Source organism: Actinacidiphila acidipaludis (assembly GCF_019890725.1).
Lineage (GTDB): Bacteria > Actinomycetota > Actinomycetes > Streptomycetales > Streptomycetaceae > Actinacidiphila > Actinacidiphila acidipaludis.
In genome coordinates, this window is record NZ_JAINZZ010000062.1 from 1 (window position 1) to 20540 (window position 20540).

Genomic DNA, 20540 nt, shown 5'->3' on the forward strand with positions numbered 1-20540 from the left:
CCTCGGAGTCGTCGGCCCACAGGTGCCCCCAGGGGCCGCGGCGCACATGGGCGGCCTGCAGGCCCGCGGACTTGGCGGGGAACAGATCGTTCTGCGGGTGGTCCCCCACGTACAGCACCTCGTGCGCCTCGCACCCGGCGGCGCCCACGACCTGGGCGAAGAACGCCTCCTCGGGCTTGGCGACGCCCCACTCGCCCGAGGTGGCGACGGCGTCCGCCGGCAGGTCGAGATCGCGCAGCAACTCCGCGGCCCGCGCGGTCTGGTTCCCCGCGACGAGGACCCGGATCCCGATCGCCTGAATAGCGCCCAGCGCCGGGCGGACGTCCGGGTACAGGTCCGCCTCGTCCAGTTGCTCGCCCCGCCCGGCTGCCTCCATCGCCGCCCGAGCGGCGTCCACGTCGATCCCGGGCCGGATCAGCCGCAGCGCGTCCGCGCTGTCGCGCCCCTGCGCCACCACCGCGCCGACGAGGGCCGACACGGTGTGTCTCGGCGTCCGCAGCCAGTCGGCCCAGGTCGCCCAGTAGCGGTCGTCGCGGGTCAGGGTCTCGCCGATGTCGAACGCCACAGCACGGATCATGACCAGCAGCGTACAGACACGGCACAGGCCGCCAGGGCCCCCGGCTCCGGCGGGGCGTACTGAGCCCCGAACGCGGACGCCGACCGGCACGGCGACCGGATTTCCGCCTGCCGCACGGTTCCTGACGGCGCGTCACCGAGTGACGTTGACCACTCGGCAACCGTTCGATCACAACGAATTCACGTTCGACATCTACCCGCGTAGCGCCTCATGCAGTGTCATGGACACGACCTCAGTGATCCCCTCTGAGCCTCACGTCCCGGGAGACACTCATGCGCACCATCGCTCGCATACCGGCCGCGGCCGGTTCGGCTCTCGCCCTCGCGTTCAGCGGCCTCGTCCTCGGCGTCAGCGCCGGCACCGCCCAGGCCAGCACCTGTTCCCACGCGTACCTGCCGCTGCCGGACGCCAGTTGTACGCCGGGGGCGTACAACTCAGCGGTCACGCAGTCGACGATCAACAGCACGATCTGCGTCTCGGGCTGGACGTCCACCGTCCGCCCGCCCACGTCGTACACCAACCCGCTCAAGGCGCAGGGCATCATCGACTACGGCTACTCCGACACCAACATGGCGGACTACGAGGAGGACCACCTGGTGCCCCTCGAACTGGGTGGCGCCCCCCGCGACCCCAACAACCTCTGGCCGGAACCGCACTACGGTACGCAGACCTCGTCCACGAAGGACGGGGTCGAGACCAAGCTCAAGAACGCGGTCTGCAAGGGCACCATCACCCTGTCCGCCGCCCGCAGCGCCATCAAGAACAACTGGACGACCGCGCTCCAGGTCACCGGAATCGGCTGACGAACCGCCCGGCGTCCGGCCGCCCCGGGACCGCGGTCCCGGGGCGGCCGCCGCCCGCGTTCAGCAGTCCTTGCCGTTCTGGCGGCGCCACGGGCCGGTGATGGCCAGCATGATGCCCGGCGTCTGGATGTTGGCGAACAGCGTCCCGCCGTCGGGCGAGAACGTCACCCCGGTGAACTCGCTGTACTCCGGCTCCGCCTCGGTGCCGATATTCAGCTCGTTGCGCGCCAGCGGGTACGTGCGGCCGTCGTCCACGGCGCCGAACAGGTGCTGGAGGCCGTTGCCGTCCTCGGCGATGATCAGGCCGCCGTGGGGAGAGACGGTGATGTTGTCCGGGCCGTCGAACGCGCCGTCCTTCTCCGGCTCGGCGTTGACACCGAGCAGCACCTTCAGCGTCAGCGTCCGCCGCGACGGGTCGTAGAACCACACCGCGCCGTCGTGCTGCACCGGGCTCTCCTCGCGGGCGAAGGACGACACCACGTACGTGCCGCCGTCCGCCCACCACATGCCCTCGAGCTTGCGCGCGCGGGTCACCTGGCCCTCGGTGAACTGCTTGCGCACCGACGTGGTCCGCGCGTCGCGGTCCGGCACGTCCACCCAGTCCACGCCGTAGACGGTGCCGATCCTGGTCGCGCGCGACAGGTCGTCGACGAACCGGCCCCCTGAGTCGAAGCAGCGGAACGCCTGCAGCACACCGGCGTTGTCGTCGAGGGTCGCCAGCCGGCCGCGGCCGTGGTGGAAGCCGTGGGGCGGAGTCCAGCGGTACAGCAGGCCGTTGGGTCCCGCGGCGTCCTCCGTCAGGTACAGGTGGCCGCGCTTGGGGTCGACGACGACGGCCTCGTGCGCGTACCGGCCGAGCGCCTTGACCGGGCGGGGGTGACGGTTGGCGCGGCGGTCGTGCGGGTCCACCTCGAAGACGTAACCGTGGTCCTTGGTCATGCCGTTGGAACCGGCCCTGTCCTCGGTCTCCTCGCACGTCAGCCAGGTGCCCCACGGGGTGGCGCCGCCCGCGCAGTTGGTCGAGGTGCCGGCGATGCCGACCCACTCGCTGACGGTGTCCGCGTGGTGGCGGTCCTGCCAGTGCCGGGGCACCTCGACGACCGTGCAGCCGCCCGCGGCCGCCGGGTCGTACACCAGGTCCTCGGCCAGCGGCACGGGGTACGGCCACTTGGCGCGCGGGCCGCCCAGCTCGTGGTTGTTGACCAGCAGCGTGGCGCCGCGCTCGCCGGCGAAGGCGGCGGTGCCGTCGTGGTTGGACGGGGTGAACTCGCCGGAGTCCAGGGTGGTGGTGCCGGTGCGGGTGACGATGCGGTACGAGAACCCGGCGGGCAGCGCCAGCAGGCCGGCCGGGTCGTCGATCAGCGGCCCGTACCCGGGCGCGTGCGGCTCGGAGTGGCGGTCGTCCTCGCCGCGGCTCACGGCCAGCGCGCCGGGTGCGGTGGCCAGCACGTCGACGGCACCGGCAAGGGCGACGCCGGCGCCGGTGAGGGCGGAACGGTGAACGAAGTCTCTGCGGCTGAGCGGCACGGTGGCTCCTTGGCTGGGGCGGATTTCCCGTGGCAACGCTGACGCCGGTGGGCCAACCCCCGGTGAACGTTCGGCGTCGCCGCCACGACAACCCCAAGAATCCGTAAAGCCCAAGTCAAGCCCACCCCATGCCACAGGTGGACGAACGGCACGTGATTCCGGAGCGCGAGGTCCCCCAGGCTCCGCCCGGGAGGTGCCCCCGGCGCCACAGGCTCAGCCGACCAGCCGACGGCAAAGCGCCCGGGGGCACCCCGGAAGCCGAGGGCGCCCCCGCAGGACCAGAAGCGGAGCTTCAGGAAGAGGAAGCCCCGGCCCGCGAGCGGGCCTTGAAGGCCGCTTTGCGCGCCTCCTTCGCCACCCCCCGCTCCGGATGCAACCTCCCCATCGCCTCCAGCACGTCCGCCGTCGCGGGGTGCTCCACCCGCCAGGCCGCCTCGAAGAACCCCTCGTGCCGCGCCACGAGATCCCGCACCAGCTCCTGGAGCAGCTCCGGCTCGTCGTCCCCGGCGAGCTGCGCCGCCACCGTGTCGATGGTCAGCCAGAACACCATCGCCGCATCGGGCGCGGGCACGTCCGGCACACCGCGCTCGGTGAGCCACACCCGGGCGAGCCCGCCGAGTTCACGGTCGTCCAGCACGTCGCGCACCGCGGGCTCGGCGGCGGAGCCGAGCAGCGCCAGCGCCTGCTGGCTCATCAGCCGGCGGCGCGGCGCCTCCGCGTCGTCGCCGCGGCTCGCGGCCAGCAACTCACCTGCCGCGTCGGCCTGGTCGCGACCGGCCAGCCACGTCTCCGCCTCGGTGCGCGCCGCGTGGTCCGGGTATCCGCCCAGCGCCGCGAGCAGTTCGGCGGCGGGCCGCTCCCGGAGGTCGCCGAGCGCGGGCGCGTACGCACCCGAGTCGTTGAGCCGCTCGCGCATGCCGTGGACCCCGAGCGGGGTGAGACGGACCATGCCGTAGCGGGAGATCTCGTCGGCGTCGAGGTCCTCCGGGCCGGCGCCGGCGGCCTCGCCCTCGCCCTCCTCCTCGATCAGCGCCTCGTCGACCGGCTGGTAGTCCAGCAGTCCGGTCGGGGCGAGCAGCCGGAAGTGGTCGTCCAGCCGCATCATGACCTCGGTGACCTCCTCCAGCACCGCGTCGCTGGGCTGCTCCATCTCGTCGGGCACGACGAGCGACGCGGCCAGCACCGGCAGCGGCACCGCCCCGGCCTCGGGGGCCTGGTCGGCGCCCGGGTCCATGGCCATCAGCGCGTAGAGGTTGGCCAGCGCGGTGTCGATGAACTCGGCCTCCTCCTCCGGGTCCCACTCCATTTCGTCCAGCACCAGCCGGTCGCCGTCGTCCAGGACCTCGCGCAGGCTCTCGAAGTCCGGGGAGGCGGCCTCGGCCAGGGCGGACTCGGCGGCCGCCAGCCACAGGTCGAGGACGTCGTTCGGGTCGCCCTTGCCGATGCGGGTCAGCGCCTCGCCCGGGACGGCCCGCCCGGCGACCTCACCGGTCTGGGTGGCCTCCGCGGCATCCTCGGGGATCTCCAGGCTCAGCAGCCCGGTGTCGACGGCGACGCCCCACGCCTGCGCGGTCCGCGCCAGACCTTCGTCCGCCTCGTCCGTGCCCTCCTCGCCGGTCAGCCCCAACTCGGCGGCGGCCAGAGCCAGATCGTCGTCGAGCAGTTCTCCCATGGCGTCGACGTCGCGGTGCGGGGCGGCCCACCGGGCCAGCCGCACCGCCCGGTCCAGCAGCGGCACGGCCAGTGCCAGTCGGGCCAGGTCGTCCGCGGGCAGCAGCCGTACGGGCGGCAGGACGAGAGGACTTGCGGACATCGGGCGGGCTCCCATTCGGCGTTCTTCTGGTGGAGGTCTCGCGGGGAGACCTCGACGGCGGTCCCGGGACGCCGGGGCGCGGCGGTGTGCGGGCGCACAGCCGCGGCCGGGTCGCGCCGGTGAGGGCGCGGAGGCGCCGCGTTGCTCCCAGCGTATTGCCTGAACGGGTCGGGCCGGTCGCGCCCGCGCATACAGGACACGGCGGGGCGCTGTATTCCGGCCGCCCGCGGCCCCACGGCCCGACCGCCGACCGCACGCGGAACGCGGTGAGCGCCCGGGCGACGCGGCCGCGCGACGCGCCCGCGGGGGTCAGCGCACCCCGTCCCACAGGGCGCGTTCGGCCGGCAGCGGGTCGTCCACGAGGCGTGGCACCGCGGGGTCGGGACCGCCGAAGTGCAGGGTCGCGCGCCGCTCGGCGGTGTAGGCGGGCCAGCCGGGGTCGCCGGTGGTGGCGAAGGCGACCCACGCGCCGTGCATGGCGTCGGCGAGGGCCTGCGGGGCGGGGGCGGGACCGAGCAGGGTGCCCGCGCCGCTGATGCCGAGGTTGTCGAAGACGAACGGGAGCTCGCTGCCGTGGCAGGCGCCGAGTTTCCCCTCGTAGGCGGACGAGCGCCAGCCGAACTCGTAGACGTGCGCCCGCCGCACGGACTCGGCCAGCCGCACCGCGGGAATGCGGAAGAACCAGTCGGTGAGGAGGGCGGAGATCAGGTCCCCCGGGCCCGCGCCCGGTCGGGCGGCCGCGTACACCGGCAGGGCGGTGTCCGGATCGAGGCCGTAGACGGCGGCGACCTGACGCAGCCGTGCCTCGCCGACCGCGTCGACGGCCCCGGTGGGGACGGTGAACAGCCGGTACTCCTCGGTGGTGCTGCCGACGAGCAGCGGGACCTCGGGGTCGGTGGCCGCCGCCATGGCCGCCGGGTCGTCCGCGACGGGCGCGAACGGGATCATGGTGCGGACGGCCTCGCCCCAGACCGCGGGGTCGGGGTGGGCGGCGAGGTCGGCGCGCAGCGCGGTCTGCGCCTGCCCCAGCCGGTCCGGCGGCACCGCGGCGAACGCCTCCGCCGTCGGCTCGATGCCGAGGGTCCCGGCGAAGTGGGCGGCGATACGGCGGGCCGTGCCGGGCCGCACGGTCAGGCCGTGCGCGCCGCTCTGCAGGATCGCCCGGTGGAACAGGCCGCGGGCGGCGGGCTCCGCGAGCAGGTACGCGATGCTCATCGCGCCCGCCGACTCGCCGAAGACGGTGACGCGGCCGGGGTCGCCGCCGAACGCCGCGATGTTGTCGCGGACCCACCGCAGCGCGGCGATCTGGTCGAGCACGCCGCGGTTGTCCGGGGCGCCGTCCAGGGCGAGGTAACCGTCGGTGCCCAGGCGGTAGTTGGCGGAGACGAGGACGACGCCGTCGCGGGCGAAGGCGGCGCCGTCGTACGTCGGGACGGCACTGGAGCCGTTGAGGAACGCGCCACCGTGCAGCCACACCATCACGGGGGCGCGGCCGTCCAGGGACGGCGTCCAGACGTTGAGGTTGAGGCAGTCCTCACCCGGGACGACGGGGTCGGGCAGCAGGACGTCGAACGGCGGCGCGTAGCCGCCCTTGGGGGCGGTGGGGCCGAACGCGGTGGCGTCGCGTACGCCGTCCCAGGCGGGGGCGGGCCGCGGAGCCCGGAAGCGGAGGGGGCCGAAGGGGGGTGCGGCGTAGGGGATGCCGCGGAAGACGGCGAGGCCTTTCGCGGTCTCGGTTCCGCGGATCCGGCCGTGCCGGGTGAAGGTTTCCGGTGCGGCTCCTGCCATGGTGTGCGGCTCCCTTCGCGGTCCGGGTGGGCTCGGCCCCTGGGGTCACTCTGCGGGTGGGGCTCCGCCCCTGGGTTCACTCTGCCCGTGGGGGTGGGGCTCCGCCCCTGGGTTCACTCTGCCCGTGGGGGCTGCACCCGGGCCAGGGTTCGCGGGCGGTTGCCCGCGCCGCGCTTGCGCCCTTGCGGGGTTCGGGCTGCGCCCGCCGCTCCGTACCCGGCCACCGGTCCGCGGTGGTTGCCCGCGCCGTTCCCCGCGCCCCCACGGGACACGAACTGCCCCACCCGCTCCATACCCGGCTCACGGTCCGCCGTGGCCGCCCGCGCCGTTCCCCGCGCCCCTACAGGGCACGAACTGCCCCGTCCGCTCCGTACCCGGCCCACGGTTCGCCGCGCGCCGCTGGGGACCCGGGCGTTGCGAGGCGGGTGGGGCGGGGGGAAGAGTGAGGGGGTGAGCAGATCCGCGGGGGAGGTACGAAGGCTGACCGGCGTCTTTCTGGCGGCGACCGGGACGCGCCAGGCGTTCACCGTTCTGGTGCCGGTGCGGATGCCGCAGGACCCTCCGTGGGCGGCGGGCCCCCTCCCGTTCGGGCCGAACGACGGAGCGGCCGAACGGGAGGCGCGGGAACGGCTGTTCACTCCGTCCGCGGCCCGCGTGCTGTACGGCCGCCGCTGGCATCTCCAAGCCGTCCGGGAGCAGGGCCCGTTACGCCTCGACGCCATGGAACTGCTGCGCACCCCCACCGCCCGCTCCCCCGAACAGGTGCTGGCCGCCCTGCACTTCACCGTCCTCGACGCACCGATGCTGCCGCTGCTGCGGGCGTTCAGTGGTCGGCGCCAGTCCCCGGACCCCGATCCGCTGACGGGCGACGTCGCCCCGACGGCCCTGCTCGCGGGGGTCGCCGACACCACCGCGCCCTCGGCGCCGTTCGCCCTCGCGCGCCCCTACACGGTGGCGTTCCTGACGCCGGACGCGCGCCTGGTCGAGGCGCTGCGGGACCCGGACACCGGGGAGCTTCCGGCGACGGCCGACTGGCTGCTGCAGTCGCTGGCGTCGCGCGCCGCGCCGTCCGACATCCCGATGGCGCCGGAGTACGTTCCCGATCTCGCCGCCGAGACGCGCCGGGTGTCGGCCGACTGGAGCGCGCTGGTCCTGCGTCAGGGTGCCGCGTTCCTGGGCCACCGCGCGGACACCGGGCCCGGCGACTTCTACGACTACGCCGAGCGCAACGCTCGCGGGGTCTACCTCGACGCCCTCCTGCTGGGCGCGGCGCAGCGCGATCACATCGACGAGCTGACGGACGACCTGTCCGCGGTGTTCGACGGGCCGGGTCCGGCCCGCCGGGTGGCCGCGCTGGAGCAGCGCATCGCCCGGTTCCGCAGCACCTACTGGCGGCAGCACCTGAGCGCCCACGGCCCGGCGAACGAACTGCTGCTGGCGTTCCAGGCGAAGCACCGGCTGCCGGAGCGGTTCGCGGAGATCCTGGCCGAGGCCGCCGACCAGGCGCGGCTGGTTCAGACGCAGGAGAGCCAGCAGATCGCGGGCGCGCTGGGCGTCCTGACCGTTCTGGGCCTGCCGCTCGCCACCGCCCTGTCGATCCTGCAGGTGCTGGGCGACAAGAGTCCCTGGCATCTCGTCGCGGCCCTGGCCGCGGCCTTCGCGGCCACCGGTGCGGCCCTGCTGACGCGTTACGGACGGCTCGTCCTCAACTCGCTGCGGGGCGGCCTCCGCTGACCGCGCCCGCGCCGTCAGCGTGCACGGCTAGCCCCGCTGGACCCGTCCCATCCGGGTCAGCGCCTCCCGAAGAATGTCCGGCGACGTACCGAAGTTGAGGCGGACGCAGCCCGCGCCGCCGCTGCCGAAGACATGGCCGGAGCTGAGCGCGACGCGCGCATCGTCGAGAAACATCCGCGCCGGGCCCGCGAGTTCGCTGACGACGCCGGGACCGGCGGCCGGGCCGCCGTCGTGCAGGCCGAGCGCCGTGCAGTCCAGCCAGGCCAGATACGTCCCCTCCGGCGGGATGTACCGCACGTAGGGCAGGTGTTCCTCGATCAGCGAACCCAGCAGGGTCCGGTTCGCGGCCAGGCCCACGAGGAGGTCGTCGAGCCAGCCGGTGGCGTCGCGGAACGCCGCGGTGTGGGTGAGGATCCCGACGTGGCTGGGGCCGTGGCCCACCTCTTCCGGCATCCGGGCGAGGTCGTCGGCCGCCTCGGTGCCGGCCACCGCTACGGCGGCCTTCAGGCCGGCGAGGTTCCAGGCCTTGGACGCGGACAGCAGGGCGAAGCCGTTCTCAGCGCCGGGGACGCTGAGGAACGGGGTGAAGCGGGCGCCGGCCATCACCAGCGGCGCGTGGATCTCGTCGGAGACGACCCGCACGCCGTGGGTGCGGGCGAGCGCGGCGACCGTCTCGAGTTCGGCGCGGGTGTGGACGACCCCGGTCGGGTTGTGCGGGTTGCTCATCAGGAACACCGCGCGCCGGCCGCGCCGCCGGGCCTGACGGAAGGCCTCCTCCAGAGCGTCGGGGTCCATGCGCAGGCGGGGGCCGAGCGGCGCCTCGACGACGTCCCGGCCGCTGTGCGCGACGAACGCGTAGAACGGCGGATAGACCGGTGAGCAGACGACGACGGCGTCCCCCGGGTCGGTGATCAGCCGGAGGATCTCGACGATGCCCATCATCACGTCGGGGACGATGGTGGTGCGCTCCACGTGCAGGCCGTCCCACCCCCAGCGGTCGGCGGCGAACGCGGAGATCGCCTCGGCGTAGGCGGTGCCGTACGGGTAGCCGGTGTCGCCGAGGTCCGCGACGCGGTGCAGGGCCTCGGCGACGGCGGGTGCCAGCGGGACGTCCATCTCGGCCACCCAGAGCGGGAGGACGTCCGCCGGGTGCTCGTGCCACTTCATGCTGCTGCGCCGGCGCAACTCCTCCAGGGACAGGCGCACGAGCGGATCCGTCCGCCCGCCGCCGTCGGCCGCTGCCGCGGACGCCTGGTTGCCGGGTTCACTCATGCGGTACTCCCCTGTCCGATGGATGGGCCCGATGGATGGGCCCGATGGATGGGTCCGGTGGATGCGCCCGGTGGCTCCCGACAGAACATCTGCCCGCTCTGTCGGCTCCGCCACCAACTCGGCGGCGCCCGGCCCGTTCCCGGGAGTACTGTGTGAGTTCCCGTCGGGGACTCACTGGGGATGCCCCGGAGGCACGAAGGGCGGTGCGCGCGATGCAGGAGATCGCGGGACAGGAGTCCGAGGAGCGGGAGAGCGCGGGGAGCGGGACCACCGGGCCGGACACCACGGCGACCGGGCCGGACGTCCGGGCGCGGGACATGCCAACGCGGGAGATGGCGGCGCGGGACACCGCGGGGCGCGACTTCGCCGTACGGGAGATCACCAGCGAGGCCGAACTGGACGACCTGATCGGCGAGCCCCACCCCCGCGACGCCCACAAGGTGCGCCACGCCCTGGACGCGCTGGACCGCGAGTGGCTCGCGGCGGCGCCGTTCTGCCTGGTGGCCACCGCGGACGGCACGGGCATGTGCGACGTGTCGCCGAAGGGCGACCCGGCGGGCTTCGTCCTGGTGCTGGACGACCGGACCCTGGTGATCCCGGACCGGCCGGGCAACCGGCGCGCGGACGGGTTCCGCAACGTCCTGGCCAACCCGCACGTGGGGCTGATCTTCCTCGTCCCCGGCCGCGGCGACACGCTCCGGGTCAACGGCCGTGCGCGGCTGCTGCGCGACGCCGGCTTCTTCGACCGGCTGACGGTGCGGGGCCACCGGCCCGAGGTCGCCCTCCTCGTCGAGGTCGAGGAGGTGTTCTCGCACTGCTCCAAGGCGTTCCTGCGCAGCGCGTTGTGGAAGCCCGACACCTGGCGGCCGGACGCGGCGCCGTCCCGGGCACGGATGGCCGCGGGACAGGAACGCCGGGGCCAGTCCGTCGAGGAGCTGGAGGTCTACTACGGCGCCGGCTACGGCACCCGCCTCTACGGCTGACCCCGCCGCGGACCGGACCACGCGGACGGGCGCCGCCGACGGCACCCGCCCGCGCGAGGCGGTCAGTTGTGGCTGTGCAGGACGGCGTTGAGGCCGCCCCAGGAGCCGGTGCGCTGGAGCACCTCGACCTTGCCCGTGGTGGAGTTGCGGCGGAACAGCACGTTGTCGGCGCCGGACAGCTCGACGGCCTTGACGATCTCGCCGTCGGGCAGGGTGACGCGGGTGCCCGCGGTCACGTACAGGCCGGCCTCGACCACGCAGTCGTCGCCGAGCGCGATGCCCAGGCCGGACTCCGCGCCGAGCAGGCAGCGCTCGCCGACCGAGACGATCTGGGTGCCGCCCCCGGACAGCGTGCCCATGATGGACGCGCCGCCGCCCACGTCGGAGCCGTCGCCGATGACGACACCCTGCGAGATGCGGCCCTCGACCATGGAGGTGCCCAGCGTGCCGGCGTTGAAGTTGCAGAAGCCCTCGTGCATCACGGTGGTGCCGGCGGACAGGTACGCGCCGAGCCGGACCCGGTCCGCGTCGGCGATGCGGACACCCGCGGGGGCGACGTAGTCCGTCATGCGCGGGAACTTGTCCACGCCGTAGACGGACAGGTGCAGGCCCTCCGCGCGGGCGGCCAGCCGGGCCTGCTCGATCCGCGGGACCGGCACCGGGCCGATCGAGGTCCAGGCGACGTTGGCCAGCAGCCCGAAGACACCCTCCAGGTTCTGGGTGTTGGGGCGGGCCAGCCGGTGGCTCAGCAGGTGCAGCCGCAGGTACACGTCGTGGGTGTCGAGCGGCTTGTCGTCCGTCGAGGCGATGGCGGTGCGGACGGCGATGACCTCCACGCCGCGGCGCGGGTCGGGGCCGACGGCCTTGGGGGCCGCGCTGCCCAGGGCCGCCGCGGCCTCGTCCGCGGTGAGCCGCGTGGTGCCCGCGGGTCCCGGCTCGTCGGAGAGCTCGGGGGCGGGGTACCAGGTGTCGAGTACGGTGCCGTCGTCGGCGACGGTGGCCAGGCCGACGCCGATGGCGCCACGGGCGCGGTTCTCAGTCATGACAGCACGCTAACGCGTGGGGCACGCGCCCACCCAACCGGCTCACCATGCGAAATCCGCCTCCCGCGCCTTGGCCACATCCCGCACGCGGACGGGTCGCGTCCGGCTCGCGTCATCGGCGGACGGCTGCCGCGGGGCTGGGCTCGGCGTGGGGCAGGGGCGCGCGGCGACGCGCGGTGCGGGTGGCGGACAGGCCGAGCGACGCGGCGAGGGCGAGCGCGGCGCAGACCGGCCACAACGCAGCGGGTGCGGCGGCGTACAGGGCGGAGCCCAGCGGGGGCGCCAGCACCGTGCCCGCCACCGACGCACCCGCGTACAGGCTCTGGAACCGGCCCTCCATGCCCGGCGGGCTGTGGTCGGCGACGTAGGCGGTGGCCGGGGTCTTGTAGAGGATCTCACCGGCGGTCAGCAGCACCATCAGCGCGAGGGCGGTCGCGGTCGAGGCGCCGAGGACAAGGGCGCCGTAGCCGAGGCCGACCAGGCCCAGCCCGGTGGCGATGATCCGCAGCGGGGCCGCGCGGCGCAGGGCGAGAGTCACCGGGATCTCCAGGCAGAGGATGACCCCGCCGTTGACGGCGAGCAGGGCGCCGTAGAAGGCGGCCGGGAACCCGTGGTCGCTCAGGTAGACCGGCAGGGTGCTGTACTGCTGGCGGTACACCGTGTCGGTGACGACGACCGCCGCCAGCAGGGCGAGAACGGCGGGCCGGGCCCGCAGCTCCGCGAACAGCCGCCCGGGGGCGGTCAGGGTCCGGGTGTCCCCCGCGCCGGGACCGGCGACGCCCGTCCCGGGCCTGGCTGCGTCGGAGGCCGCGCCCACGGGTTCGGCCCCGCCCGCCGACGGACCGGCCGCGCCGGCGAACGGACCGGCCGCACCCGCCACAGCACCGTCGGCACTGGTGGCCGCCGCCCCCGCCTCCCCCGCCGCGGCCGCGGCCGGACGCCCCGCCCCGCGGCCGCCGCCCTGCCCGGGCAGGATCCGCGCGGCGTACGCGGCGAAGCCCAGCGTGCCGGCGCCGTCGAGGACGAACAGCCAGCCGTAGGAGAGACGGGCGGCGAGCAGGGCGCCGAGCGGCGGGCCCAGCGTGAAGCCGGCGTTCGCGGCGAACCGCATCACCGCGTAGGCCTGGCGCCGGGCGCCCTCGGGGACCGAGACGGCGACCAGCGCGGAGTTGGAGGCGCGGACCGCGCCCGCCGCGTACTGGGCGACGGGCAGCACCAGCAGCAGTCCGGCGACCGGCAGCAGCGGCAGGCAGATCAGGCCGGTGCCGCTGACGGCCGCGGCGGCCACCAGGGTGCGGCGGTGACCGTGGCGGTCGCCGAACCAGCCGCCGGTGAAGTTGCCCGCCACCAGGCCCGCGCCGCCGGCACCGGCGACCAGGCCGGCCTGGGCGACGGGCAGGCCGCGCGGCCCGGTCAGGTACAGCACGAGGTAGACGAACGTGTACGAGACGACCATGTTCGCGAAGGAGCCGGCCGCGAGCAGCCGGACGGCCTTCGGTACCGCGCCCAGCCCCCGTCGCATGGCCCACCCCCGAGCGAGTCCGTTCCTTTTCGGAACTGACAATCCCAGCCGCCGGGGGTTATCGTCAACCGCACAGCGACGAGGCAGGAATGACATGACACACCGCAGCGGGCCCGCCGACCCGCACTGCGCCATCGCCGCCGCGCTCGACGTCGTGGGCGACGCGTGGACGCTGCTGATCGTGCGCGATGTCGCCCGCGGGGTGCGGCGGTTCGACGCGCTTCAGGCCGAACTCGGCGTCTCCCGCAAGGTGCTGGCCGAGCGGCTGAAAGCACTGGTGGCCGACGGCGTGCTGACCCGTGAGCCGTACCAGCAGCGCCCGACGCGCCACGACTACCTGCTGACACCGCGGGGCCGCGCCCTGCTGCCGGTGCTGGTCGGGCTGCAGGACTGGGGGGACGGCTGGGTGCTGGGCGACGGCACGACGACCGCGACCGCCGACCCCGGCTCCCAGGAGGCGGCGCGCGTACGGGAGTTGCCGGGGATCCGGCTGCCGGAGATGCTGCTGCCGAGCGCGGCGGGCCCGCTGGACCCGGTGAGCGCGGAGCAGCCGTTCACGGTCCTGTACTGCTTCCCGGGCGCCTACGCCCGGCCCGAGTCGTACCCGCCGGGCTGGTCCGCCATCCCGGGCGCGCCCGGCTGCACGCTGGAGTCGTGCACCTTCCGCGACCGGCTCACGGAGTTCACGGACGCGGGCGCGGCGGTGCACGGCGTGAGCACCCAACGACCGGACGAACAGGCGGAGTTCGCGACGAAGGAGAAGCTGGGGTTCCCGCTGCTCTCCGACGACGGCCTGGTGCTGGGCGCGGCCCTGCGGCTGCCCACCTTCCGGGCCGGCGGTGCGGCCCGCCTCAAGCGCCTGACCCTGGTCCTCGACCGGGAGCGCACCGTGCGGGCGGCGTTCTACCCGGTCACCGACATCGAGCAGAGCATCACCGCGGCCCTCCACGCCGTCCGGGACGCGGCCGCCTGACACCCGCGCCCGCGCCTGCCAGGACCGGGACGGCTCAGTGCCGCGCCTCCGGCGGCTGCTCGTCCCAGGCCGCCGCCTGCCCGGGTCCCGCGCCCAGTACGGCGCACCGCAACCAGTGCTCCCCCGGCGGGAGTTCGGCGGTGAGCAGCGGCAGCAGGGTGCGCCGGGCGAGCACATTGGTGCCGGGGAGCGGCTCGACGACCGTGCCGGTGCGGGCGCCGTCGAGGTCGCGCAGCCCGGTCAGGTCGCCGGCCGCGGAGACCGCCACCGCGAACCCCTCACCCTCGGAACGGGTCCGGGGTTCGCCGTCGCGGTCGACCGCGAAGCCGCCCTCGGCGGTGTGCAGGGTCCGGCCGGTGCGGATGCGGTGCGTGCGCAGGTGCCAGGGGGCGGCGGCGCTGATCCAGCTCGTGATCTCCACGTCCGGCCAGGGATGCCAGGTGCTCCACACCGTCCCGTCCGGAGCGGCCCCGACGTCGGTGCCGTGCTCCCGCACCCGGAAGTGCACCGGTTCGCCCGCGTCGTCGCTGACCGCCAGCACGGAGTCGTACGCGCCCTGGACCAGGCCGAGTTCACCCGCGGGCAGGCTGAAGCCGAATCGGGTGGAGTACGCGAACTTGGCGTACTTCGCCGATCCGCCCCGCGCCCAGGTGTTGTGCTGGCGTCCGCCGAGGAGGGTGACGTCGCCGCCGGAACGCAGGAGCACGGCCCCGGCGTGCGGCTGGACGAGGGTGTCGGGCAGGGGTGCCGGAGGCCGCTCCTCCGCGGTCCAGAACGGGTGCGTCTCCGGCAGGGCCAGCGGCAGGAACGCCTTCATCGCCCAGTACGGCGACCCGGGACCGTTGTACTGCTCGGCGACGGCGGGCTGCGGATAGGCGTAGCCGATGGACAGCAGTCCGCCGGGCGCGGTGTCGCCGGTGCGGTCCTGCCACCACCGCAGGTGCCGCAGCAGCAGGCCCTTGACCTCGCCGTACGGCAGGACGTCGACGTCCGCGTACGGCAGCGCGCCCCAGAACGCGCCCTGGGCGAAGCGGTAGGTGAGGCTGCGGCCGAACGGCACGGCGGCCCCGTCATCGGCGAACCAGTGCCGGAAGCCGAGCGCGAACTCGGCGGCGCGCTCCCGGAAGCGGGCGGCGCGGCCCGGGTCCTCCGCACCGGCCAGCGCGGCGTAGAGCAGGCCGTAGAAGTGCATCGCCCACGGGATGTAGTAGTCGCGCTGGGCGGTGTCGCCGTCGGCGTACCAGCCGTCGCCCAGGGCGTAGCCCTCGATGCGGTCGAGGCGGGCGTGCCGCAGTTCTCGCTCGTGCGCGAAGCCGACGCGGTCGAGGCCCAGGCTGACCAGGACCGGGAAGAAGTTCCAGTTGTTGGCGGCGGTGGTCCGGTGCAGGGCGCTCGCCAGCCATGCCCCCGCCCGGTCGCGTTCGGCGCCGCTGAGCGGGTCCCACAGGCGCTCGGGGACCAGGGCGAGGGCGAAGCCGATGGCGGCCATCTCGACCAGCCGCTGGTCGACGTCGCCGGGGCTGCCCCAGTAGTCGGGATGGCCGGGGTCGGTGCCGGCGGCCAGCCCGCGGGCCCACAGGTCCCAGTGGGCGAACTCCCCGCCGCCCGCGCCGAGCGGCGCCAGGCCCCACAGCGGGCGGGCGTACCCCTCCAGGTCGGCGGCCGCGTCGTCGTGGTGGGCGATGTTGACGCCGAGCCGGATGCGGGCGCCGCTCGCGCCGGCGTACGGCACCAGCGGCTCCACCAGGTCGCGCACCTGGCGCCGCAGGTCCTCGCGTGCCGTCGCCGGTTGTCCGTGCGCGTCCTGGGCCATGCCGGCCGCCTCCCCTGTCCGGGCTCCCGAGCGGAGTTGCGACAACTTTCGCAACTCGATCCCGGCAGCGTCAACGGCCCGCGCGAAGCACGCAGCCCTCAGCCCTCAGCACGCAGCACGCAGCACGCAGCACGCAGAGCACGGCCGCACCCCGTACGGCCGCGCGGGCACGCGAAAGCCGGCGGCCACCGCGTGACACGCGGTGGCCGCCGGCTGTCGGCTGTCGGCCCGGGCGAGCGCCAGAGAGGCGAACGCCAGGGATCAGACGTTGAACCCGAGGGCCCGCAGCTGCTCGCGGCCGTCGTCGGTGATCTTGTCCGGGCCCCACGGCGGCATCCAGACCCAGTTGATCTTCAGGTCGTTGACGATGCCCTCGGTGGCGGTCTTGGCCTGCTCCTCGATCACGTCGGTGAGCGGGCAGGCAGCCGAGGTCAGCGTCATGTCCAGCGTGGCGACGTTGCCGTCGTCGACGTGGATGCCGTAGATCAGGCCCAGGTTCACCACGTCAATGCCGAGTTCGGGGTCCACGACGTCGTACAGGGCCTCGCGGATCTCTTCCTCGGAGGCCGGCGAGAGGGCCGTTGCCTGGTTCTCAGCGGACTCGGTCATGCGGCGGTCTCCTTACTTTCCCGCAGCGCCGGACAGCGCCTGTGCGGTCGCGTCTTTCCACGCCATCCAGCTCAGCAGCGCGCACTTGACGCGTGCCGGGTACTTGGAGACGCCGGCGAACGCCACGGCGTCCTCCAGCACCTCCTCCATCGCGTCGTCCGGCTCGATCTGCCCCTTGGACTGCATCAGCTCCAGGAACGTCTCCTGGATCTTCTGCGCCTCGCCGACGTCCTTGCCCACCAGCAGGTCGTTGAGCACCGACGCGCTGGCCTGGCTGATGGAACAGCCCTGGCTCTTGTAGGACACGTCGCCGATCACGGTCCCGTCCATCCGCACCCGCAGGGTGATCTCGTCACCGCACGTCGGATTGACGTGGTGCACCTCGGCCTGGCCGTCGCGCAGACCGCGCCCGTGCGGGTGCTTGTAGTGGTCCAGGATCACGTCCTGGTACATCGAGTCGAGCTTCACAGCAGCACCACCATCAACCGAAGAAGTTCCGGACCTGCTCCAGACCCTCGACCAGGGCGTCGACCTCGGCCGGGGTGGAGTACAGATAGAACGACGCCCGCGTGGTCGCAGGAATTCCGTACCGCAGGCAGACCGGCCGGGCGCAGTGGTGGCCCACCCGGACCGCGATGCCCTGCTCGTCGAGCACCTGGCCCACGTCGTGCGGGTGGATGTCGCCCAGCGTGAAGGAGATCGCGGCGCCGCGGTCCTCGCCCGTGGCCGGGCCGACGATCTGCAGCGTCGGGACCTCGAGCAGCCGGCGGACGGCGTACTCGGTGATGGCGTGCTCGTGCGCGGCGATGTTCTCCATGCCGATCGCGGTCAGGTAGTCCACCGCCGCGCCCAGGCCCACGGCCTGCGCGATCGGCGGGGTGCCAGCCTCGAACTTGTGCGGCGCCGGGGCGTAGGTGGAGGAGTGCATCGAGACGGTCTCGATCATCTCGCCGCCGCCGAGGAAGGGCGGCAGGTCCTCCAGCAGCTCCTGGCGGCCCCACAGCACGCCGATGCCGGTCGGGCCGAGCATCTTGTGGCCGGTGAAGGCCACAAAGTCGGCGCCGAGCGCCTGCACGTCCAGCACCATGTGCGGCGCGGCCTGCGAGGCGTCGATCAGCACCAGCGCCCCGACGTCCTGGGCGCGGCGCACGATCGCCTCGACCGGGTTCACCGTGCCCAGGATGTTGGAGACCAGCACGAAGGAGACGATCTTCGTCTTCTCGGTGATGACCTGCTCGATGTCGGACAGGTCGAGCCGGCCGTCGTCGGTCAGGCCGAACCACTTCAGCTTCGCGCCGGTGCGCTGCGAGAGCAGCTGCCACGGCACGATGTTGGAGTGGTGCTCCATCTCCGTGATGACGATCTCGGTGTCGCGGTCCACGCGGTAGGGCTCGTCGGCCCAGCCCAGCATGTTGGCCACGAGGTTCAGCGACTCCGAGGCGTTCTTGGTGAAGATGACCTCGTCACGGCTCGGCGCGTTGATGAACGCCGCGACCTTGTCGCGGGCGCCCTCGTAGAGCGCGGTGGCCTCCTCGGCGAGCACGTGCACACCGCGGTGGACGTTCGCGTTGTGCCGCTCGTAGTACGCGTTCACGGCGTCGAGCACCTGGCGCGGCTTCTGCGAGGTCGCCGCGTTGTCCAGGTACACCAGCTTGCGGTCGTCGTGGACCAGACGGTCCAGCACCGGGAAGTCCTTGCGGATCGTCTCGGTGTCGAGGAGGCCCGGCAGCACCAGGCCGGTGGAGGCAGAGGTCACGCTGCAGCGCCACCCTTCACATAGGACTCGTAGCCCTCTTCCTCCAGCTTGTCGGCCAGCTCGGCGCCACCGGACTCGGCGACCCGGCCGCCGACGAAGACGTGCACGAAGTCGGGCTTGATGTAGCGCAGGATGCGCGTGTAGTGGGTGATCAGCAGGGTGCCGACCTCGCCGGTCTCACGTACGCGGTTGACGCCCTCGGAGACCACGCGCAGCGCGTCGACGTCGAGGCCGGAGTCGGTCTCGTCGAGGATCGCGATGTGCGGCTTGAGCAGTTCGAGCTGGAGGATCTCGTGGCGCTTCTTCTCACCGCCCGAGAAGCCCTCGTTGACGTTGCGCTCGGCGAAGGAGGGGTCCATGTGGAGGCGCTCCATGGTCTCCTTGACCTCCTTCACCCAGGTACGCAGCTTGGGGGCCTCGCCGCGGATCGCGGTGGCCGAGGTGCGAAGGAAGTTGGAGACGGAGACGCCGGGGACCTCGACCGGGTACTGCATGGCGAGGAAGACCCCGGCCCGGGCGCGCTCGTCGACGGTCATGGCGAGGACGTCCTCGCCGTCGAGGGTGACGCTGCCGCTGGTGACGGTGTACTTGGGGTGACCGGCGAGCGAGTACGCGAGGGTCGACTTGCCCGAGCCGTTGGGGCCCATGATGGCGTGCGTCTCGCCCTGCTTCACGGTCAGGTCGACGCCCTTGAGGATCTCCTTCGTGGCGTTGTCGGCCTCGACGGTGACGTGCAGGTCGCGGATTTCAAGCGTGGCCATGGGTGACTCAGGACTCCTGGGTGACGGAGACGAGCACGTCGTCCCCAACGATCTTGACGGGGTAAACGGGGACGGGCCGCGTGGCGGGCAGCCCGGACGGCTTGCCGGTGCGCAGGTCGAAGCTGGAGCCGTGCAGCCAGCACTCGATCTGGCAGTCCTCGACTTCGCCTTCGGACAGCGAGACGTTGGCGTGCGAGCAGATGTCGTTGATCGCGAACACCTCGCCCTCGGCGCGGACGACCGAGACCGGCACGTCGCCGACCTCCACCCTGCGCGGGGTGTCGTCCTCCAGCTCGCTGAGCGCGCAGACGCGGACGAAGCCCGACACCGCGCTCCGCTCGGTACTGGTCATCCGACCGACGCCTCCAGTTCGGCGTCGATGCTGGCCATCAGCCGCTCCTCCAGGTCGGCCAGGCCGATCTGCTGGACGAGTTCGCCGAAGAAGCCGCGGACCACCAGACGGCGGGCGTCCTCGGCGCCGATGCCACGGGACATCAGGTAGAAGAGCTGCTCGTCGTCGAAGCGGCCGGTCGCCGAGGCGTGGCCGGCGCCGACGATCTCGCCGGTCTCGATCTCCAGGTTCGGCACCGAGTCGACCCGCGCGCCGTCGGTGAGGACGAGGTTCCGGTTGAGCTCGTAGGTGTCGGTGCCCTCGGCGGCGGCCCGGATGAGCACGTCGCCGATCCACACCGCGTGCGCGTCCTGGCCCTGCAGCGCGCCCTTGTAGGCGACGTTCGAGCGGCAGTGCGGGGTGTCGTGGTCGATGAAGAGCCGGTGCTCCTGGTGCTGGCCCTTGTCGGTGAAGTACAGGCCGAACAGCTCGGCCTCGCCGCCGGGGGCGCCGTAGATCACCCGCGGGTGCAGCCGGACGACGTCGCCGCCGAAGGTGACGACCACGGACTTGAAGCTGGCGTCCCGGCCGACCAGCGCGGTGTGCTGGGCGACGTGCACGGCGGTGTCGTCCCAGTCCTGGACGGAGACCACGGTGAGCTTGGCGCCGTCGCCGAGGAGGAACTCCACGTTGGCGGCGAGGGTGCCGTCACCGGTGTGGTCGATGACCACCACGGCCTCGGCGAACGCGCCCAGCTCCACGACCTGGTGGCCGTAGACCGTGCCGCCCTCGCCGTGCACCGCGATCCGCACCGGCTCGGTGAGCACCGCGTCCTTGGGGACGCTGATCACCGACGCCTTCTCGAAGGCGCTGAACGCCTGCGCGGCGACCCGGTCGGCCGGCTTGCCGGCCTTGCCGACGCGCGGGTCGGTGCGGTCCACGGTCTCCACGGTGACGCCGTCGGGGGCCGTCACCTCGACCCGCAGGCCGCCGGTCGCCTCGGCGGTGCCGTCGTGCAGGCCGCGCAGCCGCTCCAGCGGGGTGAACCGCCAGTCCTCCTCGCGGCCGTGCGGCACCGGGAAGTCGGCCACGTCGTAGGACGGGGCCGCGCTGACCCGGGCGTCGGTGGGCTGAGCCGGCTGGTCGGCCGGCCGCCCCACCGTGATGGCACCGTCGGTGGTGCTGCCCGCAGGGGTGTTCTCAGCCATGGCGTGTCGTGCTGCTCTCTTTCGGGA

General features: G+C 73.6%; 18 protein-coding genes. 4 read left to right on the forward strand and 14 right to left on the reverse strand.

Annotation, left to right across the window (positions count from 1 at the left end):
• The coding region (locus tag K7862_RS31135) for an HAD family hydrolase (RefSeq protein WP_222968207.1) at window positions 1-577 on the reverse strand (577 nt) is incomplete at its 3' end.
• A 272-nt stretch (window positions 578-849) separates the two neighbouring features.
• On the opposite strand from K7862_RS31135, the gene K7862_RS31140 reads away from it, so the two are divergent.
• Window positions 850-1380 carry a hypothetical protein gene (locus tag K7862_RS31140; protein ID WP_222968208.1) on the forward strand — a complete coding sequence of 177 codons (531 nt, stop codon included), beginning with the start codon at window positions 850-852 and terminating at the stop codon, window positions 1378-1380.
• A 60-nt stretch (window positions 1381-1440) separates the two neighbouring features.
• On the opposite strand, the gene K7862_RS31145 is transcribed toward K7862_RS31140, so the two are convergent.
• From K7862_RS31145 to K7862_RS31155, 3 genes are all read right to left on the reverse strand, one after another.
• A complete protein-coding gene (locus tag K7862_RS31145) occupies window positions 1441-2907 on the reverse strand; it encodes an alkaline phosphatase PhoX (protein ID WP_222968209.1) in 1467 nt (488 codons plus the stop codon).
• Window positions 2908-3199: 292 nt separating this feature from the next.
• A complete protein-coding gene (locus K7862_RS31150; RefSeq protein ID WP_222968210.1) occupies window positions 3200-4720 on the reverse strand; it encodes a hypothetical protein in 1521 nt (506 codons plus the stop codon).
• 309 nt (window positions 4721-5029) lie between these two features.
• Complete coding sequence (locus tag K7862_RS31155; RefSeq protein WP_222968211.1) at window positions 5030-6508, reverse strand: carboxylesterase/lipase family protein; 1479 nt, start codon at window positions 6506-6508, stop codon at window positions 5030-5032.
• 450 nt (window positions 6509-6958) lie between these two features.
• Here K7862_RS31155 and K7862_RS31160 point away from each other — a divergent pair, with 450 nt between their 5' ends.
• Complete coding sequence (locus tag K7862_RS31160; protein WP_308012289.1) at window positions 6959-8242, forward strand: hypothetical protein; 1284 nt, start codon at window positions 6959-6961, stop codon at window positions 8240-8242.
• Window positions 8243-8269: 27 nt separating this feature from the next.
• Here the strand turns inward: K7862_RS31160 and K7862_RS31165 are convergent, their stop codons facing one another.
• Entirely contained in the window at window positions 8270-9514 is a 1245-nt protein-coding gene (locus K7862_RS31165) for a MalY/PatB family protein (RefSeq protein WP_222968213.1), read from the reverse strand.
• Between the two features lie 332 nt (window positions 9515-9846).
• Here K7862_RS31165 and K7862_RS31170 point away from each other — a divergent pair, with 332 nt between their 5' ends.
• Window positions 9847-10497: a pyridoxamine 5'-phosphate oxidase family protein gene (locus K7862_RS31170; RefSeq protein WP_222968253.1), complete on the forward strand. Its 651-nt coding sequence runs from the start codon at window positions 9847-9849 to the stop codon at window positions 10495-10497.
• Window positions 10498-10559: 62 nt separating this feature from the next.
• Here the strand turns inward: K7862_RS31170 and dapD are convergent, their stop codons facing one another.
• Both dapD and K7862_RS31180 read right to left on the reverse strand, forming a co-directional pair.
• A complete protein-coding gene (dapD, locus tag K7862_RS31175) occupies window positions 10560-11540 on the reverse strand; it encodes a 2,3,4,5-tetrahydropyridine-2,6-dicarboxylate N-succinyltransferase (RefSeq protein WP_222968214.1) in 981 nt (326 codons plus the stop codon).
• Window positions 11541-11652: 112 nt separating this feature from the next.
• Window positions 11653-13062, reverse strand: coding sequence for an MFS transporter (locus K7862_RS31180; RefSeq protein WP_222968215.1), 1410 nt, complete (start codon window positions 13060-13062; stop codon window positions 11653-11655).
• A gap of 94 nt (window positions 13063-13156) precedes the next feature.
• On the opposite strand from K7862_RS31180, the gene K7862_RS31185 reads away from it, so the two are divergent.
• Window positions 13157-14035, forward strand: coding sequence for a winged helix-turn-helix transcriptional regulator (locus K7862_RS31185; RefSeq protein ID WP_222968216.1), 879 nt, complete (start codon window positions 13157-13159; stop codon window positions 14033-14035).
• A 34-nt stretch (window positions 14036-14069) separates the two neighbouring features.
• On the opposite strand, the gene K7862_RS31190 is transcribed toward K7862_RS31185, so the two are convergent.
• The 7 genes from K7862_RS31190 to sufD form a co-directional block, all read right to left on the reverse strand.
• On the reverse strand, window positions 14070-15848 hold the full coding sequence (locus K7862_RS31190; RefSeq protein ID WP_222968217.1) for a DUF2264 domain-containing protein: 1779 nt from the start codon (window positions 15846-15848) through the stop codon (window positions 14070-14072).
• A 261-nt stretch (window positions 15849-16109) separates the two neighbouring features.
• Window positions 16110-16457, reverse strand: coding sequence for a metal-sulfur cluster assembly factor (locus K7862_RS31195; RefSeq protein WP_222968218.1), 348 nt, complete (start codon window positions 16455-16457; stop codon window positions 16110-16112).
• Window positions 16458-16469: 12 nt separating this feature from the next.
• Window positions 16470-16925 (reverse strand): Fe-S cluster assembly sulfur transfer protein SufU, encoded by a 456-nt coding sequence (sufU, locus tag K7862_RS31200; RefSeq protein WP_222968219.1) that lies wholly within the window; start codon window positions 16923-16925, stop codon window positions 16470-16472.
• Between the two features lie 13 nt (window positions 16926-16938).
• The gene (locus K7862_RS31205; protein WP_372461703.1) at window positions 16939-18213 is read right to left on the reverse strand and encodes a cysteine desulfurase; all 1275 of its coding nucleotides are present in this window, start codon (window positions 18211-18213) and stop codon (window positions 16939-16941) included.
• Window positions 18210-18974: a Fe-S cluster assembly ATPase SufC gene (sufC, locus tag K7862_RS31210; RefSeq protein ID WP_222968221.1), complete on the reverse strand. Its 765-nt coding sequence runs from the start codon at window positions 18972-18974 to the stop codon at window positions 18210-18212. The genes K7862_RS31205 and sufC overlap by 4 nt, the downstream gene beginning before the upstream one ends.
• A 7-nt stretch (window positions 18975-18981) precedes the next feature.
• Window positions 18982-19326, reverse strand: a complete 345-nt coding sequence (locus K7862_RS31215) for a non-heme iron oxygenase ferredoxin subunit (RefSeq protein WP_222968222.1) — start codon at window positions 19324-19326, stop codon at window positions 18982-18984.
• Entirely contained in the window at window positions 19323-20513 is a 1191-nt protein-coding gene (gene sufD / locus K7862_RS31220; protein ID WP_222968223.1) for a Fe-S cluster assembly protein SufD, read from the reverse strand. The genes K7862_RS31215 and sufD overlap by 4 nt, the downstream gene beginning before the upstream one ends.
• Between the last annotated feature and the right edge of the window lie 27 nt (window positions 20514-20540).